Source organism: Acinetobacter sp. 1542444, assembly GCF_000581835.1.
Classification (GTDB): domain Bacteria; phylum Pseudomonadota; class Gammaproteobacteria; order Pseudomonadales; family Moraxellaceae; genus Acinetobacter; species Acinetobacter pittii.
Map to the genome: position 1 here is coordinate 450,511 of NZ_JEYA01000004.1, position 22,028 is coordinate 472,538.

The 22,028-nt window shown below is 40.1% G+C and carries 16 protein-coding genes and 1 rRNA gene; 7 read left to right on the plus strand and 10 right to left on the minus strand.

What is annotated here, in order from left to right; genetic code table 11:
* Positions 1-52 precede the first annotated feature (52 nt).
* From J580_RS17270 to J580_RS17280, 3 genes are all read right to left on the minus strand, one after another.
* Entirely contained in the window at positions 53-430 is a 378-nt protein-coding gene (locus J580_RS17270; protein WP_002119294.1) for a membrane protein, read from the minus strand.
* 139 nt (positions 431-569) lie between these two features.
* The gene (locus J580_RS17275) at positions 570-3,695 is read right to left on the minus strand and encodes an efflux RND transporter permease subunit (RefSeq protein ID WP_032005064.1); all 3,126 of its coding nucleotides are present in this window, start codon (positions 3,693-3,695) and stop codon (positions 570-572) included.
* Positions 3,692-4,798 (minus strand): efflux RND transporter periplasmic adaptor subunit, encoded by a 1,107-nt coding sequence (locus tag J580_RS17280; RefSeq protein ID WP_032005065.1) that lies wholly within the window; start codon positions 4,796-4,798, stop codon positions 3,692-3,694. The genes J580_RS17275 and J580_RS17280 overlap by 4 nt, the downstream gene beginning before the upstream one ends.
* Before the next feature lie 150 nt (positions 4,799-4,948).
* On the opposite strand from J580_RS17280, the gene J580_RS17285 reads away from it, so the two are divergent.
* From J580_RS17285 to J580_RS17300, 4 genes are all read left to right on the plus strand, one after another.
* On the plus strand, positions 4,949-5,572 hold the full coding sequence (locus tag J580_RS17285; RefSeq protein WP_032005066.1) for a TetR/AcrR family transcriptional regulator: 624 nt from the start codon (positions 4,949-4,951) through the stop codon (positions 5,570-5,572).
* Positions 5,573-5,743: 171 nt separating this feature from the next.
* The gene (gene ppc, locus J580_RS17290) at positions 5,744-8,428 is read left to right on the plus strand and encodes a phosphoenolpyruvate carboxylase (RefSeq protein WP_032005067.1); all 2,685 of its coding nucleotides are present in this window, start codon (positions 5,744-5,746) and stop codon (positions 8,426-8,428) included.
* A gap of 297 nt (positions 8,429-8,725) precedes the next feature.
* Positions 8,726-10,021: a solute carrier family 23 protein gene (locus J580_RS17295; RefSeq protein WP_002119102.1), complete on the plus strand. Its 1,296-nt coding sequence runs from the start codon at positions 8,726-8,728 to the stop codon at positions 10,019-10,021.
* Between the two features lie 80 nt (positions 10,022-10,101).
* Positions 10,102-10,992 carry a LysR family transcriptional regulator gene (locus J580_RS17300; RefSeq protein ID WP_032005068.1) on the plus strand — a complete coding sequence of 297 codons (891 nt, stop codon included), beginning with the start codon at positions 10,102-10,104 and terminating at the stop codon, positions 10,990-10,992.
* Between the two features lie 8 nt (positions 10,993-11,000).
* Here J580_RS17300 and J580_RS17305 read toward each other — a convergent pair whose 3' ends face one another.
* From J580_RS17305 to ilvD, 3 genes are all read right to left on the minus strand, one after another.
* Positions 11,001-11,732, minus strand: coding sequence for a sulfite exporter TauE/SafE family protein (locus J580_RS17305; RefSeq protein WP_017386206.1), 732 nt, complete (start codon positions 11,730-11,732; stop codon positions 11,001-11,003).
* Positions 11,733-11,809: 77 nt separating this feature from the next.
* Entirely contained in the window at positions 11,810-13,099 is a 1,290-nt protein-coding gene (locus J580_RS17310; RefSeq protein WP_005066551.1) for a hypothetical protein, read from the minus strand.
* A gap of 313 nt (positions 13,100-13,412) precedes the next feature.
* Positions 13,413-15,242, minus strand: a complete 1,830-nt coding sequence (ilvD, locus tag J580_RS17315; RefSeq protein ID WP_032005069.1) for a dihydroxy-acid dehydratase — start codon at positions 15,240-15,242, stop codon at positions 13,413-13,415.
* A gap of 347 nt (positions 15,243-15,589) precedes the next feature.
* On the opposite strand from ilvD, the gene fmt reads away from it, so the two are divergent.
* Both fmt and rsmB read left to right on the plus strand, forming a co-directional pair.
* Positions 15,590-16,552 carry a methionyl-tRNA formyltransferase gene (gene fmt, locus J580_RS17320; RefSeq protein ID WP_032005070.1) on the plus strand — a complete coding sequence of 321 codons (963 nt, stop codon included), beginning with the start codon at positions 15,590-15,592 and terminating at the stop codon, positions 16,550-16,552.
* Entirely contained in the window at positions 16,549-17,853 is a 1,305-nt protein-coding gene (gene rsmB / locus J580_RS17325; RefSeq protein WP_032005071.1) for a 16S rRNA (cytosine(967)-C(5))-methyltransferase RsmB, read from the plus strand. Before fmt ends, rsmB begins: the two co-directional genes overlap by 4 nt.
* Before the next feature lie 40 nt (positions 17,854-17,893).
* Here the strand turns inward: rsmB and J580_RS17330 are convergent, their stop codons facing one another.
* The gene (locus tag J580_RS17330) at positions 17,894-18,037 is read right to left on the minus strand and encodes a methionine/alanine import family NSS transporter small subunit (protein ID WP_002119126.1); all 144 of its coding nucleotides are present in this window, start codon (positions 18,035-18,037) and stop codon (positions 17,894-17,896) included.
* Between the two features lie 12 nt (positions 18,038-18,049).
* Complete coding sequence (locus tag J580_RS17335) at positions 18,050-19,528, minus strand: sodium-dependent transporter (protein ID WP_032005072.1); 1,479 nt, start codon at positions 19,526-19,528, stop codon at positions 18,050-18,052.
* 639 nt (positions 19,529-20,167) lie between these two features.
* Here J580_RS17335 and J580_RS17340 point away from each other — a divergent pair.
* Positions 20,168-20,872 (plus strand): TIGR04219 family outer membrane beta-barrel protein, encoded by a 705-nt coding sequence (locus tag J580_RS17340; protein WP_014208017.1) that lies wholly within the window; start codon positions 20,168-20,170, stop codon positions 20,870-20,872.
* Between the two features lie 48 nt (positions 20,873-20,920).
* Here the strand turns inward: J580_RS17340 and J580_RS17345 are convergent, their stop codons facing one another.
* Complete coding sequence (locus J580_RS17345; protein WP_032005074.1) at positions 20,921-21,517, minus strand: glutathione S-transferase family protein; 597 nt, start codon at positions 21,515-21,517, stop codon at positions 20,921-20,923.
* Between the two features lie 157 nt (positions 21,518-21,674).
* A 5S ribosomal RNA gene (gene rrf, locus J580_RS17350) occupies positions 21,675-21,789 on the minus strand.
* Between the last annotated feature and the right edge of the window lie 239 nt (positions 21,790-22,028).

Below are 22,028 nucleotides of genomic sequence, written 5' to 3' on the forward strand. Positions count from 1 at the left end.
TGGGGGGCTTTAGCCGAATTTACAAGGGGGAAATGTTTAAAAAATAGATATATTAAAAAACTGCCTTATTTTTTAAATATTTAGACAAGCCTTTTAACCATGCATTTAATAGAAATAACCACGCAATAGCGCTAAAAACTACGCCAGCAACCGTAGAGGCGGTGACCCAAAGATTACTATCCCATGCAAAGAAGAAGAGCGGAATAAACCAGACAACAGCAAAAATTGCCATAAATAGAAATAGAATCGCATTGCGCATAATCCATAGCGCATGCGCATGAATCCAAACTTCTGCATTATCTACAACTGCCACTTTACGAGCGACCAAATAAGCAAAGGCCGCAAAAATAACCGTAAACAATGCAAGAAACATGAACGCATAAGAAATTACTATATAGCGGCGATGCTGTTCGATATGGTCTTGCCCCATCTGTATTTCACCTCAATTCACTGCATTTTGCCTATTTTTTATGCAGTGAAATAATCCTGTATTTTTTGTGTAAAGACAGGTGCTACTATATTGGAGTTTTCAATATTTCGCACCTTTATTCACAAAAAATTTATGTATTTTATGCGGTTTTTTTCACCTTAAACCACGCTGCGTAGAGTGCAGGTAGGAAAAATAATGTCAGTAGGGTGGCAATAATCAATCCGCCCATGATCGCAACAGCCATCGGACCAAAGAAAATACTTCGAGAAAGTGGAATCATGGCCAGAACAGCGGCTAAAGCAGTCAAAATAATTGGACGGAATCGACGTACTGTCGCTTCAATAATTGCTTCCCAAGTTGGATGTCCCGCTTGTCGGTCCTGCTCAATTTGATCAATCAAAATAAGCGAGTTACGCATGATCATGCCAGAGAGCGCAATTGTGCCTAACATGGCCACAAAGCCAAATGGTTTGTTAAATAACAGTAAGAATAAAACAACACCAATTAAACCCAGTGGAGCTGTTAACAACACGATGGTCGAGCGAGACAAGCTTTTGAGCTGAATCATCAGTAATGTCATGACCACTGCCAAGAAGAGTGGCATACCCGCATTCACAGAATCTTGCCCACGTGCAGACTCTTCTACGGTTCCACCCACTTCAATGAGATAGCCACTTGGCAATTCAGCACGTAACTTATCCATTGATTCAGCTAACTCACCCACAACGGTAGCAGGCTGTAAATTGGTACGAATATCTGCGCGAACAGTAATCGTCGGTAAGCGGTTACGATGCCAGATCAAACCATCTTCAAACTTATACTCAATCTTCGCGATTTGAGCTAAAGGTACAGTGGTTCCATTGTTCGTTGGCACAGCTAAGCTTGCCAGTGAAGCCACTTCAACGCGCTCTGCTTGGTCCCCGCGTAAGCGAATTTCAATGAGTTCACGTTTTTCACGATATTGCTCAATCGCACTACCAGTAATTGATGCATTAATGAAATTCGCTAAATCCAGACTAGAGACACCCATTTGTCGAGCACGGTCTTGATCAATTTGAATCGAAATGATCTTACTTGGCTCGCCCCAATCTAAATGCACATTGGTGGTATTCGGGTTTTCACTCATTACTCTAGCGACTTGCTGCGCTTCTTTACGTACCAGATTTAAATCTTCACCTGACACACGATATTGCAATGGATAACCCACAGGTGGGCCATTTTCGAGTAATGACACACGAGTACGGACTTGTGGGAGTAACTGCTTAATTTGTGTTTCTAACGAACGACGAATGTCATCACGATCATCAAGTGATGATGCGAGTACAACAAACTGAGCAAAGCTGGCTTGCGGTAATTGCTGGTCTAAAGGTAAATAAAAACGTGGTGAACCTGTACCCACATAGGCCACATAGTTATCAATACCTTTTTGTTTCGACAAGAATTTTTCAACCTTTTTCACAGCTTGTTCTGTTGCTGTTAAAGAGGCGCCTTCTTCAAGTTTTAAATCGACTAAAATCTCGGCACGGTTTGAAGGCGGGAAAAACTGCTGAGGTACCATCTTAAACATGAGTACAGAGAGCACAAAAATCCCCACCGTCGTTGCAATCACGGTTTTACGATAGGTCACACAAAACTCGACCATCTTTCTAAAGCGTAAATAGAAACTAGATTGATAAGGATCGTAATGATGGTCCTGCGAAATTGCCACAGTTTGCGGTTGCGGTTTTTTCGTTAATCTTGCCCACAAACGGACATACCAAGGGGCCTGATGTCCTAACTTGGTAAAATCTGGTAATAGCTTTTCACCTAAATAAGGCACAAATAAAACTGCCGCGATCCAAGACACCAATAAAGCAATGGTCACAACCTGAAAGATAGAGCGTGTGTATTCACCTGTACTAGACTGAGCCGTAGCAATCGGTAAAAAACCTGCCGCGGTAATCAATGTTCCCGTGAGCATCGGAAATGCGGTAGTTTTCCACGCAAATCCGGCGGCTTTAATCCGGCTATAGCCCTGCTCCATCTTAATGGCCATCATCTCGACGGCGATAATGGCGTCATCGACTAACAGACCTAACGCCAAGATCAGAGCACCAAGTGAAATCTTATGCAGTCCGACATCGAATAAACTCATACCGGCAAAGGTCATTGCTAAAACTAAAGGAATAGAAAAAGCAACCACTAGTCCTGTACGGAAACCTAAAGAGAAAAAACTCACTAACAAGACAATAATGACTGCTTCAGCGAGTACCTTCACAAACTCATGAATACTGCGTTGTACTGCTACAGGTTGGTCAGAAACTTTCTGCAATTTCATGCCGAGTGGCAAGGTCTTTTGCAGTTGGGCAAATTCTGTTTCTAGATTTTTACCAAGGGCAATAATGTCACCGCCTTTACGCATCGAAACGGCAATGCCAATACCATTTTCACCCATGAAACGCATACGTGGTTGAGCAGGCTGACTAAAACCACGATAAACATCAGCAACGTCACCAAGCTGGATGGTTTTATCACCAACCAATAAAGGTGTTTTTTTAATTTCATCAATGTTTTGTAGATGACCACTTACTCTAATTTGAATACGGTCTGTACCCGTTTCAAAAAAGCCCGCACTTGCCATACTATTTTGCTTTTGTAAGGCTTCTTGAATCGCTGTAACTGGAATTCCGAGCTGTACCGCTTTAGTGTTAGAAATCTCAACCCAGATTTTCTGATCTTGCAGACCAATTAATTCGACCTTACTGACATCTTTGACTCGTTGAAGCTGTAATTGCAAACGATCTGCATATTCTTTCAAAAGTGCATAGTCAAAGTCTTTGCCTGTCAGTACATAAATATTACCGAAAGTGTCCCCAAATTCATCGTTAAAAAATGGGCCTTGTACACCGTTTGGCAGTTCATGGCGAATATCATTCACCTTCTTACGAACGTTATACCAAACGTCAGGGATCTGTGCCGATGTCAGCGAGTCCTTGGCAACAAACGTAACCATCGACTCCCCCGGGCGGGAGTAAGCCATGATCTTGTCATATTGACCTGTGGTCATCAGTTCCTTTTCGATACGGTCAGTCACCAGCGTTGAAACTTCTTTCGCTGTTGCTCCCGGCCAATAGGTTTGTACGACCATGACTTTAAAGGTAAATGGTGGGTCTTCACTTTGTGAGAGTTTTGAATAAGAGATCGCACCGATAATGCCAAGTAACAGCATAAAATAAAGGACAATACCTTTATTATTTAATGCCCATTCCGAGAGATTGAATTTCATGGCTGGTTTGCTCCCTGAATTTTCACCGCACGGTTTTCACGGTCAATCGGGTGAATCTTCTGCTTATCACGTAGCAAATGCACACCACCTATCACCACCCAATCATTTGGCGTTAAACCAGATAGCACGGGTACACTGTCTCTGCCATATGCACCAACCGTTACAGGTACTTTGCGTAAAGTCTGATTCGCATTAACAACCCAGACATAAGGCTGATTATCTGTTGCTGAAACGCTCGAAAGTGGCACACTCATCACGTTGGTTTGAGTTGAGGTAAAAAATACGCGTGCACTTTGTCCAAGTTGGATAACAGACTGCCCCTCTTTGAGTGCAACTTTCACTGTAAAGGTACGAGACTGATCCGCTGCCGGAGAAACTTCGCGTACATATCCGGCAAATTTTTCATTCGGTTTAGACCACAAAGTGATCCAAGCGGCTTGACCAACTTTAATCTCGGTAACAGCTTGTTCAGGAACACCAATAACAACTTCACGCTCTCCATCAATTGCCAGTTGATAAGCAGCTTGTCCTGCTGCAACGACTTGTCCAATTTCTATGTTTCGCGCAGTAATCACCCCGTTTTTATTAGAAACGAGTTGGTTATAACCAGTTTGGTTTGCAGAAACTTCATAGTTAGAACGCGCTTGTTGTAGAGCCGCTTGTGCCGCGTCGTATTGATTTTTTACCGTATCAAATTGTGAACGGCTCACTGCATTAATAGGGAGTAATTGTTGAAAACGTTTAAGTTCATCTGCTGCTGTTTTTGCTGAAGCTTGTGCATTATCCAATTGGGCTTTAGCAGCATTTAATTGTAACTGGGCATCTGCCACATCGAGTTTTGCTAATACTTGTCCAACTTTAACTCGGTCGCCTACATCCACATAGCGCGCCGTAACTTGTCCACCAACCCGAAATGCCAAAGCCGTTTGTTGTCTAGCCTGCACATCCCCTGCATAGCTTTTTTGTTCATTGAGTGTGGTTAATGGCTGCGCCACCATCACATAGGGTATTTCTTCTGTTTTGGGTGCTTCTTTACTGCATCCCATTAATGTGACCGTACAAACAATCACCATACTCATGATGAGAGGTTTTAACAGATTCATATCTTATCGCTCTTATTCAAACTGATTTTTTAAGGCACAATATGCTTGCATCATAGTTTGTTTGTTTTTTAATTAATATACTCATGGGTACATTAATTAAAGAAAAATGTATAAGTGTTTATTTTTTAAAATTATTATTTAGAGGGTTTTGTGCAAACAGTTAATCAAAGTGGTCGCCCAAAAGATCTAGAAAAACGTGCTCGTATCTTACAAGCCGCTAAAGCTATATTTTTGAAATCTGGCTATCACGGTACCAGCATGAACCAGATTGCACAGGAAGCAGGTGTAACTAAACTGACGGTCTATAATCACTTTCAAGACAAAGCCAACTTATTTATCTGTGCGATTACAGAAACCTGTGAAGAGACACTGTGTACTAAACAATTCGAATTAGATGCATCGGCAGATTTTTATCAAGCACTCTTTATTGTGTGTTCACGCGCCTTGCAAATTATTTACTCACCTGAGGCGCTTAAACTTGAACATGTTTTATTTGAACTTGCAGCAGAACAAAGTCCACTCGCTCTACAGTTTTTTGATGCATCTCATACTCGACTGCAAAATCAGTTAACCGAGTTTTTGCAAAAAGCAGCTCAATTAGGTTTTATTCAAACCGATGACCCAACCTATCAAACCGAACTTCTTTTGTCCTTATTGCTTGGTGTACGTCACCAGAAGGTTTTACTTAGGATTATTGCTGTACCCAATGCGCACGAGCTTGAACAAATTATTCAAGATGCAATTCATTTATTCTTGCTCAAATACCAGAATTAAACCAAAGTCCGATTGTCAAAAGTTGTGCTGAGTGCATGTCATCTTTTCAGCCTCAACATGCGAATTAAATGTTATTTTTTAAGCAAAAATTCACATTTTCTTACGCTCAAAGCTTGGAATGTTCGCTAATCGCGCTATATTCGATAAGAATAAGAACAGGAGAAAAATAGCATGGTTCAGCAAATCGATGCGCCACTGCGTGAGGATGTCCGCTTACTTGGCAACTTGTTAGGTGAAACCCTAAAACAACATGCAGGACAAGAACTGTTTAATCAGATCGAGCAAATCCGTGCTCTTGCCAAAGGTGCACGTGATGGTCAAGCTGAAGCCGAAAAGCAACTAGAACAATTATTTTTAGAACTGCCCGATGAAGAGTTACTTCCTCTTACCCGCGCGTTTTCTCATTTCCTAAATTTTGCCAATATTGCTGAGCAATATCATGTGGTGCGTAGTCGCAGACAGGCAGAGTTTGATTCGGATGCAAACTCACCGAACCCGCTTGTTCACTTATTTCAAAAATTTAAAGATAAAAGTATTTCGACGGAAAAACTGTTCCAGCAAATTTGTGATCTTAAGATTGAATTGGTACTTACGGCGCATCCGACAGAAGTGAGCCGTCGTACCCTGATCCAAAAATATGATGATATTAATGCTTGTCTATCGCAGCTTGATCAGCAAAAACTCACGCCACGCGAACGTCAAAATGCACTTGCGAACTTAAAGCAACAAATTAGTTCGGCATGGCAAACAGATGAAATCAGACAGCACCGTCCTACTCCAGTCGATGAAGCAAAATGGGGTTTTGCCACAATTGAACAAACTCTTTGGAATGCTGTACCTAAATTTATTCGTGAGTTAAATGAGTTGGTTCAAGATAATTGCCAACAAAACTTACCACTCAATATTGCACCGGTACGCTTTGCTTCTTGGATGGGCGGAGACCGCGATGGCAACCCAAATGTTACTCACCAAATTACCCAAGAAGTACTGTGGTTATCTCGCTGGCAAGCTGCTGACCTTTACCTAAGAGATATCGAAAACTTACGTTGGGAACTTTCGATCCAAACCTGTTCTGAAGAAATGATTCAGGCTATTGGTAACCAACATGCAGAGCCTTATCGTGAATATTTACGTGCTACACGCGAACGCTTAAAAGCGACTCGCCACTGGTTAGCGCAGCGCCTACAAGGCTTAGAAGCAGACGACAGCAATGTCATTAAAAGCAAAGATGAACTCTTACAGCCTTTATTGCTGTGCTATCGCTCTTTAATCGACAGTAACTTACCTGAAATTGCGAATGGTCAGCTCCTGGACTTTATCTACCGTGTGAATTGTTTTGGTATTGAACTACTTAAACTCGACATTCGCCAAGAATCAGGACGCCATCGCCAAGCGATTTCAGCAATTACCGAATATTTAGGTTTAGGTAATTTTGAATCGTGGACTGAACAAGCGCGCCAAAATTTCCTCATTCAAGAATTACAAAGTAAACGCCCGCTTTTACCGAAATATATTAATGAGCCTGAAGGTAGTTTGATTGGTCATCCAGATGTTCAAGAAGTATTTTCAACCATGCGTACTTTGGCAGACCAACCACCTGAGTCTTTAGGAGCATATATTATTTCGATGGCTGAATATCCAAGTGATGTTTTAGCTGTGTTGTTATTGCAAAAAGAAGCAGGTATTCAGCATCCTTTACGTGTAGTTCCTCTATTTGAGACTTTAAAAGACTTAGATGGCGCTGCAACTACCATGAATACGCTGTTCAATATGCATTGGTATAAACAGCACATTCAGGGTAAACACGAAGTCATGATCGGTTACTCCGACTCAGCAAAAGATGCAGGTTTCATGTCTGCCAACTGGGCGCAATATCGTGCTCAAGAAGAGCTGACTGCAATTGCTCAAACACACGGCGTACAGTTGACCCTATTCCACGGTCGCGGCGGATCAATTAGCCGTGGTGGCGCACCAACCCAACAAGCTCTATTCTCACAGCCGCCGGGTTCGATCTCTGGTGCAATTCGTGTCACAGAACAAGGTGAAATGATCCGCTTCAAATTCGGTCTAGAAGGCATTGCGATGCAAAACCTTGAGATCTATACCGCAGCAACACTTGAAGCGACCTTATTACCACCACCAGAGCCTAAAGCCGAGTGGCGTGAACTCATGAACCGTATGACTGATCATTCTGTTAAGGTTTACCGTCAAACTGTTCGTGAAAACCCTCACTTTGTGAAATATTTACGTACCGTCACTCCTGAACTTGAATTACAAATGTTGCCATTAGGCTCGCGTCCTGCAAAACGTAAAGTGAGTGGCGGCATCGAGTCTTTACGTGCGATTCCATGGGTATTTGCTTGGACACAAATTCGTTTGATGTTGCCTGCATGGCTAGGTACAGGTGCTGCCATTAATGAAGTGATTGCCGATCAGCAAAAAGCAACACTTGATGAAATGCTCCAGCAATGGCCTTATTTCCAGACGCTGATTGATATGCTGGAAATGGTATTGTCTAAAGCCGATGCCAACATTGCACTCTATTACGAGTCTCATTTGACTGAAGATGAAGATTTGAAAGTTCTTGGTAACCAATTACGCCAACGACTAAAAGATGCTGTACAAACTTTATTAACCTTAAAAGATGAATCAAAGCTTCTGAGTAATAATGATGTTCTTGATCAATCCATGCAGGTTCGTAAACCATACTTACTTCCTTTGCATCTTTTACAGGCTGAACTCATGAAGCGTCGTCGTGATTATCTTGCTGAGCGTCAGGCAGAACACACCCCTGTTGACCATGCACTTATGGTGAGTATTGCGGGTATCGCTGCTGGTTTACGTAATACAGGTTAAGCTGATTTTACCGATTGTTTTATAAAGCAGTGCATCTCGATGTGCTGCTTTTTACTTGCAAAGTTCTTTATTTTTCTTAAATTTTCTCCGATTTTCTATTTTTTTGAATATTTTTTAAAAATCATAAAATTAATCTTTATAAGAAAAAAATAACTAAATACGCATATTTAGTTTTTTTAAAATTATACCAATCGTTAAAAAATAATTACTTTTCACTCATATACTTCTCTCTAGAGATTAAATGCACTCCCAAGAAAGAGTATCATGGCAGCAATTAAAGAATAATGAGCTTATTTTATGTCCAATTGGTTTCCAAAATGGCAGCCTTACCAAGGTGATATTGACCATCGGCCAGTCTCTACCAATGAATATCTCCCGCCCGTTCAAAGTGCTGTTTTGGGTATTCAACATGCATTTGCTATGTTTGGAGCGACTGTTTTAGCACCCTTACTCATGGGTTTTAATCCTAACCTTGCTATTTTAATGTCTGGAATCTGTACCATTCTGTTTTTCTTAATTACAGGTGGTCGTGTTCCAAGTTACTTAGGATCAAGTTTTGCCTTTATTGGGGTGGTTGCAGCTGCAACTGGGCATATTACAGGTTCAGGTGCCAATCCAAATCTATCTATGGCTTTAGGTGGAATCGTAGCATGTGGTGTTTTTTATGCCATCATCGGTTTTATCGTGATGCTTACTGGTACACGCTGGATTGAAAAACTCATGCCGCCTGTGGTGACTGGTGCCATTGTGATGATTATTGGTCTGAACCTTGCACCTGTTACGATTAAAGGTGTTGCAGGCCAACCATTTGAAATGTGGATGGCCTTAATTACCGTACTTTGTATGGGTAGTATTGCAGTCTTTACTCGTGGCCTGTTGCAACGCTTGCTTCTGTTGATTGGTTTGATCTTGGCCTATGTGATTTATGCCATTACCACCAATGGACTAGGTTTAGGTAAACCAATCGATTTTAGTCAGATCTCACAAGCCGCATGGTTTGGGATTCCAAGCTTTTCGCATCCTACTTTTGACACGAATGCTATGCTAATTATTGCACCAGTTGCACTTATCTTAGTAGCAGAAAACCTAGGACATATTAAAGCTGTTGGCGCGATGACTGGTGAAAACCTGACTCCACAATTAGGTAAAGCATTTGTTGCAGATGGTTTGGCAACAACATTATCTGGTAGTGTTGGCGCTCCAGGGATGACCACTTACGGCGAAAACATTGGTGTGATGGCAGTCACTCGCGTGTACTCAACGATTGTTTTTGTGATTGCTGGTGTCTTCGCAATTTTCTTAGGTCTATCTCCAAAATTTGGCGCGGTAATTAGTACGATCCCAAGCGCAGTTTTAACAGGCGCGTCTATTGTTGTGTTTGGTTTAATTACCATTGCTGGGGCCAAAATCTGGATCGAAAACAAAGTCGATTTTTCTAACAATAAAAATCTGATTGTGGCCTCAGTAACTATTATTTTGGGTGCTGGTAACTTTGAATTATTGTTTGGTAATTTCAATTTAGGTGGTATTGGTACCGCAACTTTTGCAGCCATTATTTTAAATTGGCTGTTTAGTTTAAAAGATAAAACCTAAATTCAAAAAGGCAGCGCAAGCTGCCTTTTTTTATTACGATTTAGTATGATGACTTTTTAGCCTTCAATACGTTCCCTGTCATGCGTTTTGATTTTTTTGATTTACAGCTAGTACTTCATATTGTCTCTACGGGTAGCCTAACCAAAGGTGCTGACCGCTCTGCAATTTCACTTCAAGCTGCCAGCGAACGCATTAAAAAACTCGAACAATATTTTGAAACGCCCTTATTTATTCGCCACACGACGGGAGTGGAGCTCACCACAGCAGGACACGCTTTTGTAGAGCATGCTCGTCAGCTTATGACACAAAAAGAGCAGCTTGAACAAGAAATGCAGCGTTTTAGGCCGCCTACAACAGAGTCATTAACGCTTTGGTGTAACTCTTCTGCTCAAAGCGAATATTTGCCTCCGTTATTACCGCAATATTTGGTGCTTCATCCCGAAATGAACATTGATTTACACGAGGCAGAAAGTTCAGAAATTGTAGAGGCATTAACGCAAGGAGTTGCAAATCTTGGGCTGGTCTCAAGTTTTTTTGATACCAGACATTTGCAAACTAAAGAATTTGCTAGTGATCCATTAGTTCTGATTTGTCCTCCTACTCACAATTTAGCTCAACACCAAGAGCTGAATTTGGTAGAGGCTTTAAGTTATGGTTTTATTGGTCTTAAACCCCACCATTCGTTGCAACAGTCCATCGAAACTCAAGCTAAGCTATTGGGCTTTAACATACAGTACCGTTTGCGCTTACCTAATTTTGGCGCGATTGCTGAGGTAGTCGCCAAAGGCGTCGGAATTGCAATTATGCCGGCTCGTGCTGCCCAGCGTTTGCAATCGGACTATGACTTTCATTCCATTCAACTACTAGGTGCGTGGGCAAATCGTAAACTGCTTTTGACCACACAAAATTTCAATCAGCTACCTAATAGTTATAAACAATTTGCCGATTTTTTATTGCAACATCGCCCTTAAAAATTGGCTTAATGCAAAATCATATAAAGCCCTAATGACACCAAACCTATAAAAAAGATACGGCGAAATAACTGCTCATTTAACCGATAACGGATTTTTTTACCTAACCACATTCCAACGAGCGCCGCCAACAATGCAGCAAAAGATAAACGATAATCCAATGTCATCCCCGACATAGGGTTGTGGTGTAAAAAGACTGCAAGACAAATGGTAGAGACAGTAAACGTTAGTCCTAAAGCCTGGACCAACTCATCCCGCTTTAAATGTAAAGACTGCAAATAAGGAACGATTGGAATAATAATGACACCTGTTGCTACAGTCACTGCCCCGCCGATATATCCAATAATCGGTGATAGCCAACGTTCATACTTCCCTAAGTGTGGAAGTTTCTTCACGCACAGACCATAGAGTCCATATAGGGCCAACATGCAGCCTAATAAAATCTCACTACTATGCCCATGACTTTGGCTTAAAGTGGGTAGAAAGCTCCATATTGAGCCCACCACAATGCCCACAAGCAAAGTCCAGAAACGGCGAATAAAAGCCCAGACATGTCCTTCAGCAAAAAGCTGCCAGACGTTGGTGACCATTGAAGGAACTATCAGAAGAGAAGCTGCCTGAAAAGGGCTCATTGCGATGGTGAGCAAGCCCATCGATACCGCGGGCAATCCTAAACCGATCATGCCTTTAATCATGCCAGCGAAGGCAAAGACCACTATAATAATTGCTAAAAAAGTCACTGTTTATCTCCGATTCCTTAAAGGATATGCTACGGAAAAAACAGGTACTGCCCTATTCTTGTTTTTAGGAGTAGGCCTCAATTAAAAGTTGAGGCTGTTTTATATTTTTCTTCTAATACATTGCTAAAAATACTTTCGATCATCCACACACGATACAAGCTATTAAATACGTAGGTCTGACCATCAATACGCAGCTCTAAAACCGGTAAATCAGGCTGATGCTTGTCTTTGCAAAGTGCATCATTTTGCGCCAAAACAGATTGCACATCTTGGTCGGTTAGCTGCTCAATCCCAAGTTGCTGCTGTAACTGTTGGAAATGTTTTAAGAAAGATAAATCTTTTCCTTTCGTCCAAACTGCCTGCAATATCGTAAAAATCGTATCGATTTGCTGATTTTCTTGCACACTATAGAAAAGCTTTGCCATTTCCAGTGTACTTTCCTCGGTAGGACGACAAAATGGCGTAAAGGCCACACCTGTTCGTTTAGAAACACGTGTCGCCAAACTCCAGTCAAACCAGTCTCGACCTTGATAACTTAAAGGGTAAACTTTTAGTTGAATATCATAATAATCAGCCAGCTCTTCCTTGATATAGGCAAGTAACAACCAACTCATTGGGTCTTCTAAAGCAATATAGACATCAAGCTCAGGATGAAGTGTTTGAATCTCGGTAAGCGCTTCAGCATCGTTAATCAAATGTTCACGCCATTCGATATGATTAATTAAAAAAATCGGATTACCAGTCAGTAGCTTTTGCTGCTTCAAACGACGAGTCAAACGTAATAAATCATCTACTGCGTGATATTTACGTCCACCAAATTCAAAGTATGCCGCAGGTACAGGCTCATCCGTAAAAATGCGTTCTGAAAAATGTTGAGGAAGCTGATGTTTAACTGCCATGGCATGTAAAGTACGCAACTTTCCATATTGTTGTTGCCAAAGCATATGGAAAATATCTTCTAGTAAATGGAAGAAATTCTGACCTTGTAAGGGGGTTCTTTTTAATATGACTGCCGCTTGTTTTAAAGATTCTGGGCTTGGGATTTCTGGAAATTCATCAAAACCGAAACGATGTTGTTTGGCTAATATCTTGGCATCATTTAGACAATAATTCTGCCACTCTTCATGCGACATACTGTTTGGGGGTTCAGAAGCCGTATGCGAAATAATAATTTTTAAAGGCTTAAGTTCATCACTTAAAATTTCATCTAGCTGAGACAATTGCTGAACAGCCAAATAGCTATACACATCATCAAGTCGTAAATAAATACTTAAACCATTTTCCGTGGGTAACACCGCTTGACGAGAAGGCTTTTGGTAAAACCAGCTCGATCGAATAGGGTCAAACCAACGGCGTAGCAGTGACATGAGTTGTGCCTCTAAAAAATAAATCCTAAGCGAGATCAAAGATTGTTTTGATCATAATGCAAGGTAAAACAGTAGTCGAGATTGAAATATAACTACCTTAGTTTACGCAGAAAATAAGTCATGTTTTTAGCAAGTTTCTACGTAGGTGAAGATTTTATCACCATTTTATGGCAAACCCATAGAATGATCTAAAAACACCTTTTTCTACAAGCTGATTTTTTTTACCAGACATGAAAAATGCACCCTTAACATGATAGCAATTCATCGTGTTAAAGGGTGCATGATTCATAATCAATTATTAAAATTGAATATTTTATAGAACGCGTACAGCTCCTTTCGCTGCACTTGTTGTATGCATTGCATAAACTTTTAACGCTTTTGATACTTTACGTTTACGTTCTTCTTTCGGATGCCAGCCTTTCGCTTCTTGCACTGTACGACGATGTGCCATAGTCGCATCATCAACGTTTAAGTGAATCGTACGGTTTGGAATATCGATTTCAATAGTATCGCCATCTTCAACCAAACCAATTGCACCACCTTCAGCCGCTTCTGGTGAAACGTGACCAATCGAAAGACCTGATGAACCACCAGAAAAACGACCATCTGTTACTAATGCACAGTCTTTTCCTAAACCTTTCGATTTAAGGTAGCTAGTTGGGTAAAGCATTTCTTGCATACCCGGACCACCACGTGGACCTTCGTAACGAATCACAACCACATCGCCAGCTTTAATATCATGACCCAAAATTGCATCTACAGCTGCATCTTGGCTCTCAAATACACGCGCTGTACCAGTAAATTTCAAGATTGATTCATCAACACCCGCAGTTTTCACGATACAACCATCAAGCGCGATGTTGCCGTATAGAACTGCTAAACCGCCATCTTTAGAGAAAGCATGTTCTGCATTACGGATAACGCCTTTTTCACGGTCGCCATCTAATGTTGAATAATAGCGATTTTGCGAGAATGCAACTTGAGTTGGAACACCACCTGGAGATGAACGATAGAATTCATAAATGTCTGCATCTTCAGTACGAATAATATCCCACTTATCCAACGCATCTTTTAAAGTTTTCTCGTGCACTGTCGGTACAGATACATCAAGTAAATTCGCGCGATCAAGTTCACCTAAGATCTCCATGATACCGCCAGCACGATGAACATCTTCCATATGAACGTCTTGTTTTGCAGGCGCTACTTTAGACAGTACAGGAACTCGACGTGATAATTCGTCAATATCATCCATTGTAAAATCAACTTCTGCTTCACTTGCCGCAGCCAATAAATGCAGAACGGTATTGGTTGAACCACCCATTGCAATATCAAGGGTCATCGCATTTTTAAATGCAGCCTTGGTTGCAATTGAACGAGGTAAAATGCTTGCATCTTCTTGTTCGTAATAGCGCTTAGCCAATTCAACAATAAGTTGGCCTGCTTTTAAGAATAATTTTTTACGGTTTGCATGCGTCGCAACAATCGAACCATTACCCGGTAAAGATAAACCTAAAGCTTCTGTTAAACAGTTCATTGAGTTTGCAGTGAACATACCTGAACATGAACCACAGGTTGGACATGCTGAACGTTCAAATTCTTCAACTTCTTCGTCTGTATAACTTTCATCAGCCGCAACAACCATTGCATCAACAAGGTCAATCGCTTTTTCATTACCGCGGAACTTAACCTTACCAGCTTCCATTGGTCCGCCAGACACGAAAACAACAGGAATATTCAGACGCATCGCAGCCATGAGCATTCCCGGAGTAATCTTGTCACAGTTTGAAATACACACCATGGCATCTGCACAGTGTGCATTCACCATATATTCAACTGAGTCAGCAATCAAATCACGTGATGGTAAAGAATAAAGCATGCCATCATGCCCCATTGCGATCCCGTCATCAACTGCGATCGTATTGAACTCTTTAGCAACACCACCTGCTGCCTGAATTTCTGCTGCGACAAGCTGCCCTAGATCTTTAAGATGTACATGGCCCGGCACAAATTGAGTAAATGAGTTGACCACCGCAATAATCGGTTTGCCGAAATCCTCATCTTTCATTCCTGTTGCACGCCATAAGCCACGTGCGCCAGCCATATTTCTTCCGTGTGTCGATGTTTTTGAACGATAGTCAGGCATTAGTGTTTCCAACAAGTTGTGCTTGAGCGGAATTTTTCCCGCTCTGGCGGATGATACTGATATAGCGTTAGATCAGTCGGAATATTGACTCATCATCATAATTTGATCATTCTCCATTCTATAGAAGCAAATAATATTCGGAAAGCCAAGAACAGTAATAGACAGTCAATATTTAGCAAAACTTACATGAATAATTTTTTATTTTTTCATAACCTTTTTTTATCAATAAAAGTTTTTCAATAATTTTTTGTTCACTATTTAAAAACTAAAATGCTCAATCGCCATGAGTTTAGGGCTTCAATCGTTTTTCACGTATACTACGCCTAAACTCTTTTTGGATTGCATTTGTGAAAATTATTTTTGCTGGCACCCCCGAATTTGCTGCAACAGCATTGGCGGCTTTATTAAAAACTTCCCATGAAATTATCGCGGTTTATACTCAGCCAGATCGTAAATCGGGTCGTGGACAAAAATTAACGCCATCTCCTGTAAAACAACTTGCACTTGAGCATAATATCCCTGTTTATCAACCCCTTCACTTCAAAGCATCTACAGAAGAAGGTTTAGCAGCTCAACAAGAACTGGCAGCTTTAGGCGCAGATGTGATGGTGGTTGCAGCCTATGGTTTAATTCTTCCACAAACTGTGCTCGATACACCGAAATATGGCTGTTTAAATATTCACGGCTCACTATTACCACGCTGGCGCGGTGCAGCACCAATTCAGCGTGCGATTGCAACAGGTGATGAAGAAACCGGAATCACAATCATGCAGATGGCTGCTGGTTTAGATACAGGCGATATGATGTATAAAACATACTGCCCAATTACTGCCGAAGATACCTCAGCGACTTTGCATGACAAACTCGCAGCTCAAGGTGCAACAGCAATTTGTGCGGTACTTGAGTCAGAAGAAACACTACAAAAATATTTGGCAGAACGCGAAGTTCAAGACGAAAGCTTAACGGTCTATGCTCATAAGCTCGTAAAATCAGAAGCTCGTATTGATTGGGCAATTGATGCTATTCAAGTTGACCGAAATATCCGTGCTTTTAACCCTTGGCCAGTCGCTTTTGTTCAACTTGATGAAAATAATGCTCTGCGTGTCTGGAACTCTCTAATTTCTAGCCAAAGCAAAGCGAATGCTCAAGCTGGTGAAATTATTGCAATCGATAAACAAGGTGTGCACGTTGCTTGCAGTGAAAATACATTTATTTGTCTGACTAGCGTGCAGTGGCCGGGTGGTAAAGCATTAAACGCTCAACAAATTGCACAAACTCAAAAACTTCATGTAGGACAAATTTTGCCATGAGTCAGGTTACCTCAAATTCCTCACGTTTTAACCTGCGTGCTCAAGTCGTCCAGACGTTACTAAAAGTTCAGCAAGGCCAATCACTCGCTAGTATTTTAAATACACAGCTCAATCAGGTAGCAGAGCGCGATCGCGCTTTGTTTCACGAACTTGTTTTAGGTACATTGCGCCAATGGTTTGCACTTAAATCAATTAGCCTGCCTCTACTCAGCAAGCCTTTAAATAATGAGACAGTAGAAACCTGTCTTTATGTTGGTCTTTATCAAGTTTTATGCACGCGTATTGCAGCGCATGCCGCTATTGCAGAAACAGTAGATGCAACCAAACAACTTGGTTTCTCTGCACTCAGCGGTATTGTGAATGCTATTTTGCGCCGAGCTACTCGTGAAACTGATGACTTTCAGCAAGGCTTACGGCAGGCGCATGGCTTACCAAGCTGGCTTTTCAAACGGTTAAAAAAAGATTGGGGTGAACAAACTGAATCTCTCTGCCAATCTTTGAAGCAAGTCGCGCCTTTAACCTTAAGGGTGAACCAGCGTCATATTGGCCGCGATGCTTATTTAGCAAAACTACAAAGTCTAGAAATTCAGGCACGTGCTTGTACTTTGTCTGAGGCAGGTATTGTTCTTGAACAATCTGTACAAATTACTCAACTACCTGGTTTTGAACAAGGTTGGTTTTCTGTACAAGATGAACACGCTCAGCTTTGCGCAACATTATTGCCAGATTTGAACGATAAAATAGTAGTGGATGCATGTGCTGCCCCAGGCGGTAAAACTGCTCATTTACTTGAAAAGTTTAAACCTGCTCAGCTCATCGCGATTGATCAGGACCCAAGCCGTTTAGTGCGTGTAACTGAGAACTTAAATCGCTTAGCACTTGATCAAAGTCATACAGAGATTTTGGCAGCCGATGCAACTCAATGGACTCCTGCACAGCCAGTAGATTGTATCGTGCTCGATGCACCTTGCTCTGCTACAGGTGTAATTCGTCGTCATCCTGACATACGCCTATTGCGCCAATCTACCGATATAGCTCAAACCATTGAACTACAAAAGCAGATCTTGGACCACATGTGGCAACAGCTCAAAGTTGGCGGCACATTGCTTTACATCACCTGTTCAATTTTAAAAGCTGAAAATGAACAGCAGATGATGAAATTTTTTGCTGAAAATCCAAATGCAAAAGAGATCAAGATTGATGCTGATTGGGGAGTTGAGCAAACCCATGGTCGCCAATTACTGCCGCAAGCGCAGTCTGGTGATGGATTTTATTATTGTAAAATTCAAAAAATTACATAAAAAAAGCAGGCTTAAAGCCTGCTTTTTTACTTGATCAGCATTAAAGTGTGTGCTGATCTTTTACCTCTTCTAAAACATCATCTAACTCTTCAGGATGTTTCGATAAATGGATAATGGACAAAGCCAAGCCACCCCATAAAAACACCATCGAAATTACCATCATTACGATTGCTGAAGTATTCATTATTCTATCCTCCTAGCGATCTTTCATTTTGCTTAAAACAATTGCAACGACTGCACAGAAAATCACACTGCCCCAGCCGAATACACCTTGTAAGCTCATACTATAAGTATCATAGCCATTTTTGATCAAATTAAATACAGTCATACTGAGTGTAGTTAACAAGATTAACGATGTAATGACTGTTAAAGTGAAATCCCACCCCTTACCTAATTGAATAGTTGAGATGCGATTGACGTGATCACGAAGTTCCATTAGAGCAGAACGTTTAAACCAAGCTACGGTAATAATAGAAAGTAAAGCACCGCCAATAATACCGATGTTATTGATAAAGTGGTCAACGATATCAACCAGTTTAATTGCGTTTACACTTGAGAATAAAATAATTGATACAAGCGCACTACCACCACCAATAATGGTTACAGCTTTTTTACGGCCCCATTTCAATTTATCTTGCATTGCTGCAATAGGTACTTCCAAAATACTCACCATCGAAGAAATACCAGCGACGAAAAGGGAAGAGAAGAATAAGAAGCCAAATAAATCGGCACCTGCACCTAAACTTGAAATAATTTTAGGGAATGCAATAAATGCTAATCCAATCCCGCCACTCACCACATCTTTAACTTCAGTACCTGCAGCATGTGCCATAAAACCAAGCGCTGCGAAGATACCAATACCAGCCAAAATCTCTGTTGATGCATTTGCAAAACCAACGATTAAACCAGAACCTGTTAAATTCGTTTTTGGTTTCAAATAAGATGCATAAGTCACCATGATCCCGAAACCGACTGAGAGGGAGAAGAAAGTATGGCCATAAGCCGCTAACCAAACTTTATAATCCATCATTGCTGACCAGTTCGGCGTAAAGAAAGCATTTAAGCCTTGAACTGCACCTGGTAAACGTAATGATTGAATCACTAAAATAGTGAAGAGAATGAATAATAAAGGCATGAAAATCTTATTCGATAATTCCACACCTTTTTTCACACCACCATAAAGAATGATTAGAGTAAGTGCCCAAATCCCAACAATCGGCCAGAATAAATGACCTACAAACTGTAAATCAAAACCGGTTGCTTTTGTAGTCTGTAAATAGGTATTAAAGAAGAAACCTTCCGGATCACTTCCCCACATTTGGCCAATAGAGAAGTAAACATAACTACCAGCCCAAGTGAGTACACTTGCATAATACAAACCAATGATAATACAGACACAAACTTGCCACCAACCTAATGTTTCCCCGCCTTTAAATAGGGCACGATACGCTTTAGGAGGTGAACCAGTACTACGATGTCCTACCGCATAATCTAAAAATAGTAACGGTAAACCAGCAGTAATGAGTGCCAATAGATAGGGAATAAGAAACGCACCACCACCATTTTCATAAGCAACGTATGGAAAGCGCCAGATATTACCTAAGCCTACAGCCGAACCAACGGCTGCAATAATAAAACCAGATCGTGACGTCCAGTTTTCACGAGAATCTGTCATAGAACACCTAATGTTAAAAGATTACTTATTTTTACTGCTATTGTTGATTGTTATTCCGCATGCAAAAAAAGAACCAAAAAATACTTTTGTGTTTGTAGAAAATAAAAAGCACCTTTTGAGTATTTTTATTCCCTTAACAAACAAGCAAAAATAGAAAATTCTTCCTTAAAGATTTTTGTCCATTTTTTGCCCCTATATAGCTGAACAATACCTGTTTTTATTTCTTTTTACTGTAATTTCCGTCAGAAATTTTACGAATTTTCTGAGTTTTTTTCACAATTGGTTATTTTTCAGCTAATATTTACGTTCTACTACTTGTAGATCAAAATTATTATTAAATGTAATTTTATTGCCATCTCTGAAAATATTTATTTAATTACTCAACTTATCCACTAATTTATTTTTAACTCCCTAGTTATCAATTAAAATTTAATAAGTCCGATACGATTGACAAAATTTATACTAAATTTTCTAAAAGATTAAATTCATTTAAATGAGGAAGAAAATATTAATTATTTGATTTAAATTAATTTTTTTAAGGTTTAAAAATTTACTCATATCACATACCTCAAATCCTTATTTTTTATCAATGCATCTGTAGCAAGATGTCTATATCATGCGCTCAAAGATTTCTTTTATGTGGATGTAAAAATGAAAATATTAAAAATATCTTTATTAACGCTCGGGATGGGCTTAAGTGGCTTTGCTCAAGCAGACTTCGTAGGAGTAAAAGGAGACGTAGGTTACTGGTTCTATGACGGTAAAGTGAATATGTCTTCTCAATCACCTGAAGATCAAGATTTAGATCAAAAAGGTAGTGCTCAAATCTCATTAGCAGTAGAACACCCAATTCCATTTATTCCAAATGCAAAAATTCGTTATGTAAATTTAGATACCGAAACTAAATCAGAAACTTTAGGTCAAGCCAACTATAAAGTTGATTTAGATCATAGCGATTTTATCCTCTACTACGAGTTACTAGATAATATCGTAAGTGTAGATGCTGGTCTTGGTGCAACTGTATTAAATGGTGATATTACTGCGTATACAGGTAAGCGCGTGGATATTGATAAAACATATCCTATAGCTTATTTGTCAGGTGAAGTAAAACTCCCATTTACAGGCTTAAGTGCTAAAGGAGAAGCAACTTATACAAACTTTGATGATGCACGAATTACAGATGCACTGGCAGAAGTGAAGTATAAATTTGCAGATAACCTACTCATTGACCTTGGCTTAACAGCAGGTTATCGCGTACTTAATATCGATTTAGATGACTACGATAACAATGACCTTAAATTTGAGTTTAAAGGCCCATATGTAGGCTTGGAAGCACACTTCTAAATTAGAATTTCAGAAATAAAAAAGAACTCTATATGAGTTCTTTTTTATTTAAATCATATCTACATAACCTAAATATTCTCGAATTCTTTGACACCATACTTGAATATTTGGATATAACTTTAAATTAAAGCCACCTTCTTCAGCGACATGCGTGTATGCATATAAGGCAATATCAGCAATGGTCAGTTCATTTCCAACAAGATAGTCATGCTCAACTAAAGCGTTATCCATAATAGATAGTGCTTTATGGCCTTTTGGCTGTAAATTATGGTATTCCTCTATTCTTTCTGGTGGTAACCCTAAATATTTATTAATAAAACGAGCAACTGCAATAAATGGTTCATGACTATACTGCTCAAAGAACATCCATTGGTACATTTTTGCTTTAATAAAAGTATCTGTAGGAATAAATTTTGTTCCTTCAGCCAAGTAACCTAAGATAGCATTCGACTCACTCAAAACACGACCATCTTCTAGGACTAATACAGGTATTTTTCCATTAGGATTTAAGGACAAAAAATCAGCTGATTGAGTTTCTTTGTTTAAAATATCAACGTGGATCCATCTATGATTAATATTTAATAAGGAAAGTAATAGTTTTATCTTATAGCAGTTACCCGAACCGACATCACCATAAATTATCATAGATGCTCTTCCCTTATTATGCATACTTAAAAGATTAATATTCTTATTATTTATAGCACAACTCTTCCTTAGTATTTTTATATTTATTCTCCGCACAAATTTTTTATCGCAATAAAAAACACCCCCATTCATTGGAATGGGGGTGTTTAGAATAATGAGCTGGCGATGACTTACTCTCACATGGGTAACCCCACACTACCATCAGCGCTAAGAGGTTTCACTTCTGAGTTCGGGAAGGGATCAGGTGGTTCACTCTTGCTATGGTCGCCAGCACAACTGGTATGGATACTTGCTTCGTTTTATTCACTGTGTGATACGTTGCGTTTTCCAAATCTTTACAGATGGGCTGATTGGTCTGATTTTTCGTTGTTCATTTTAGCTAAGTGTTTAACTAAATCAAGTTGCTTTGCATGTTTATGAATCGATTGATGCTTCATATACAACTGCTTGGGTGTTGTATAGTCAAGCCTCACGAGCAATTAGTATTGGTCAGCTTCACATATCACTATGC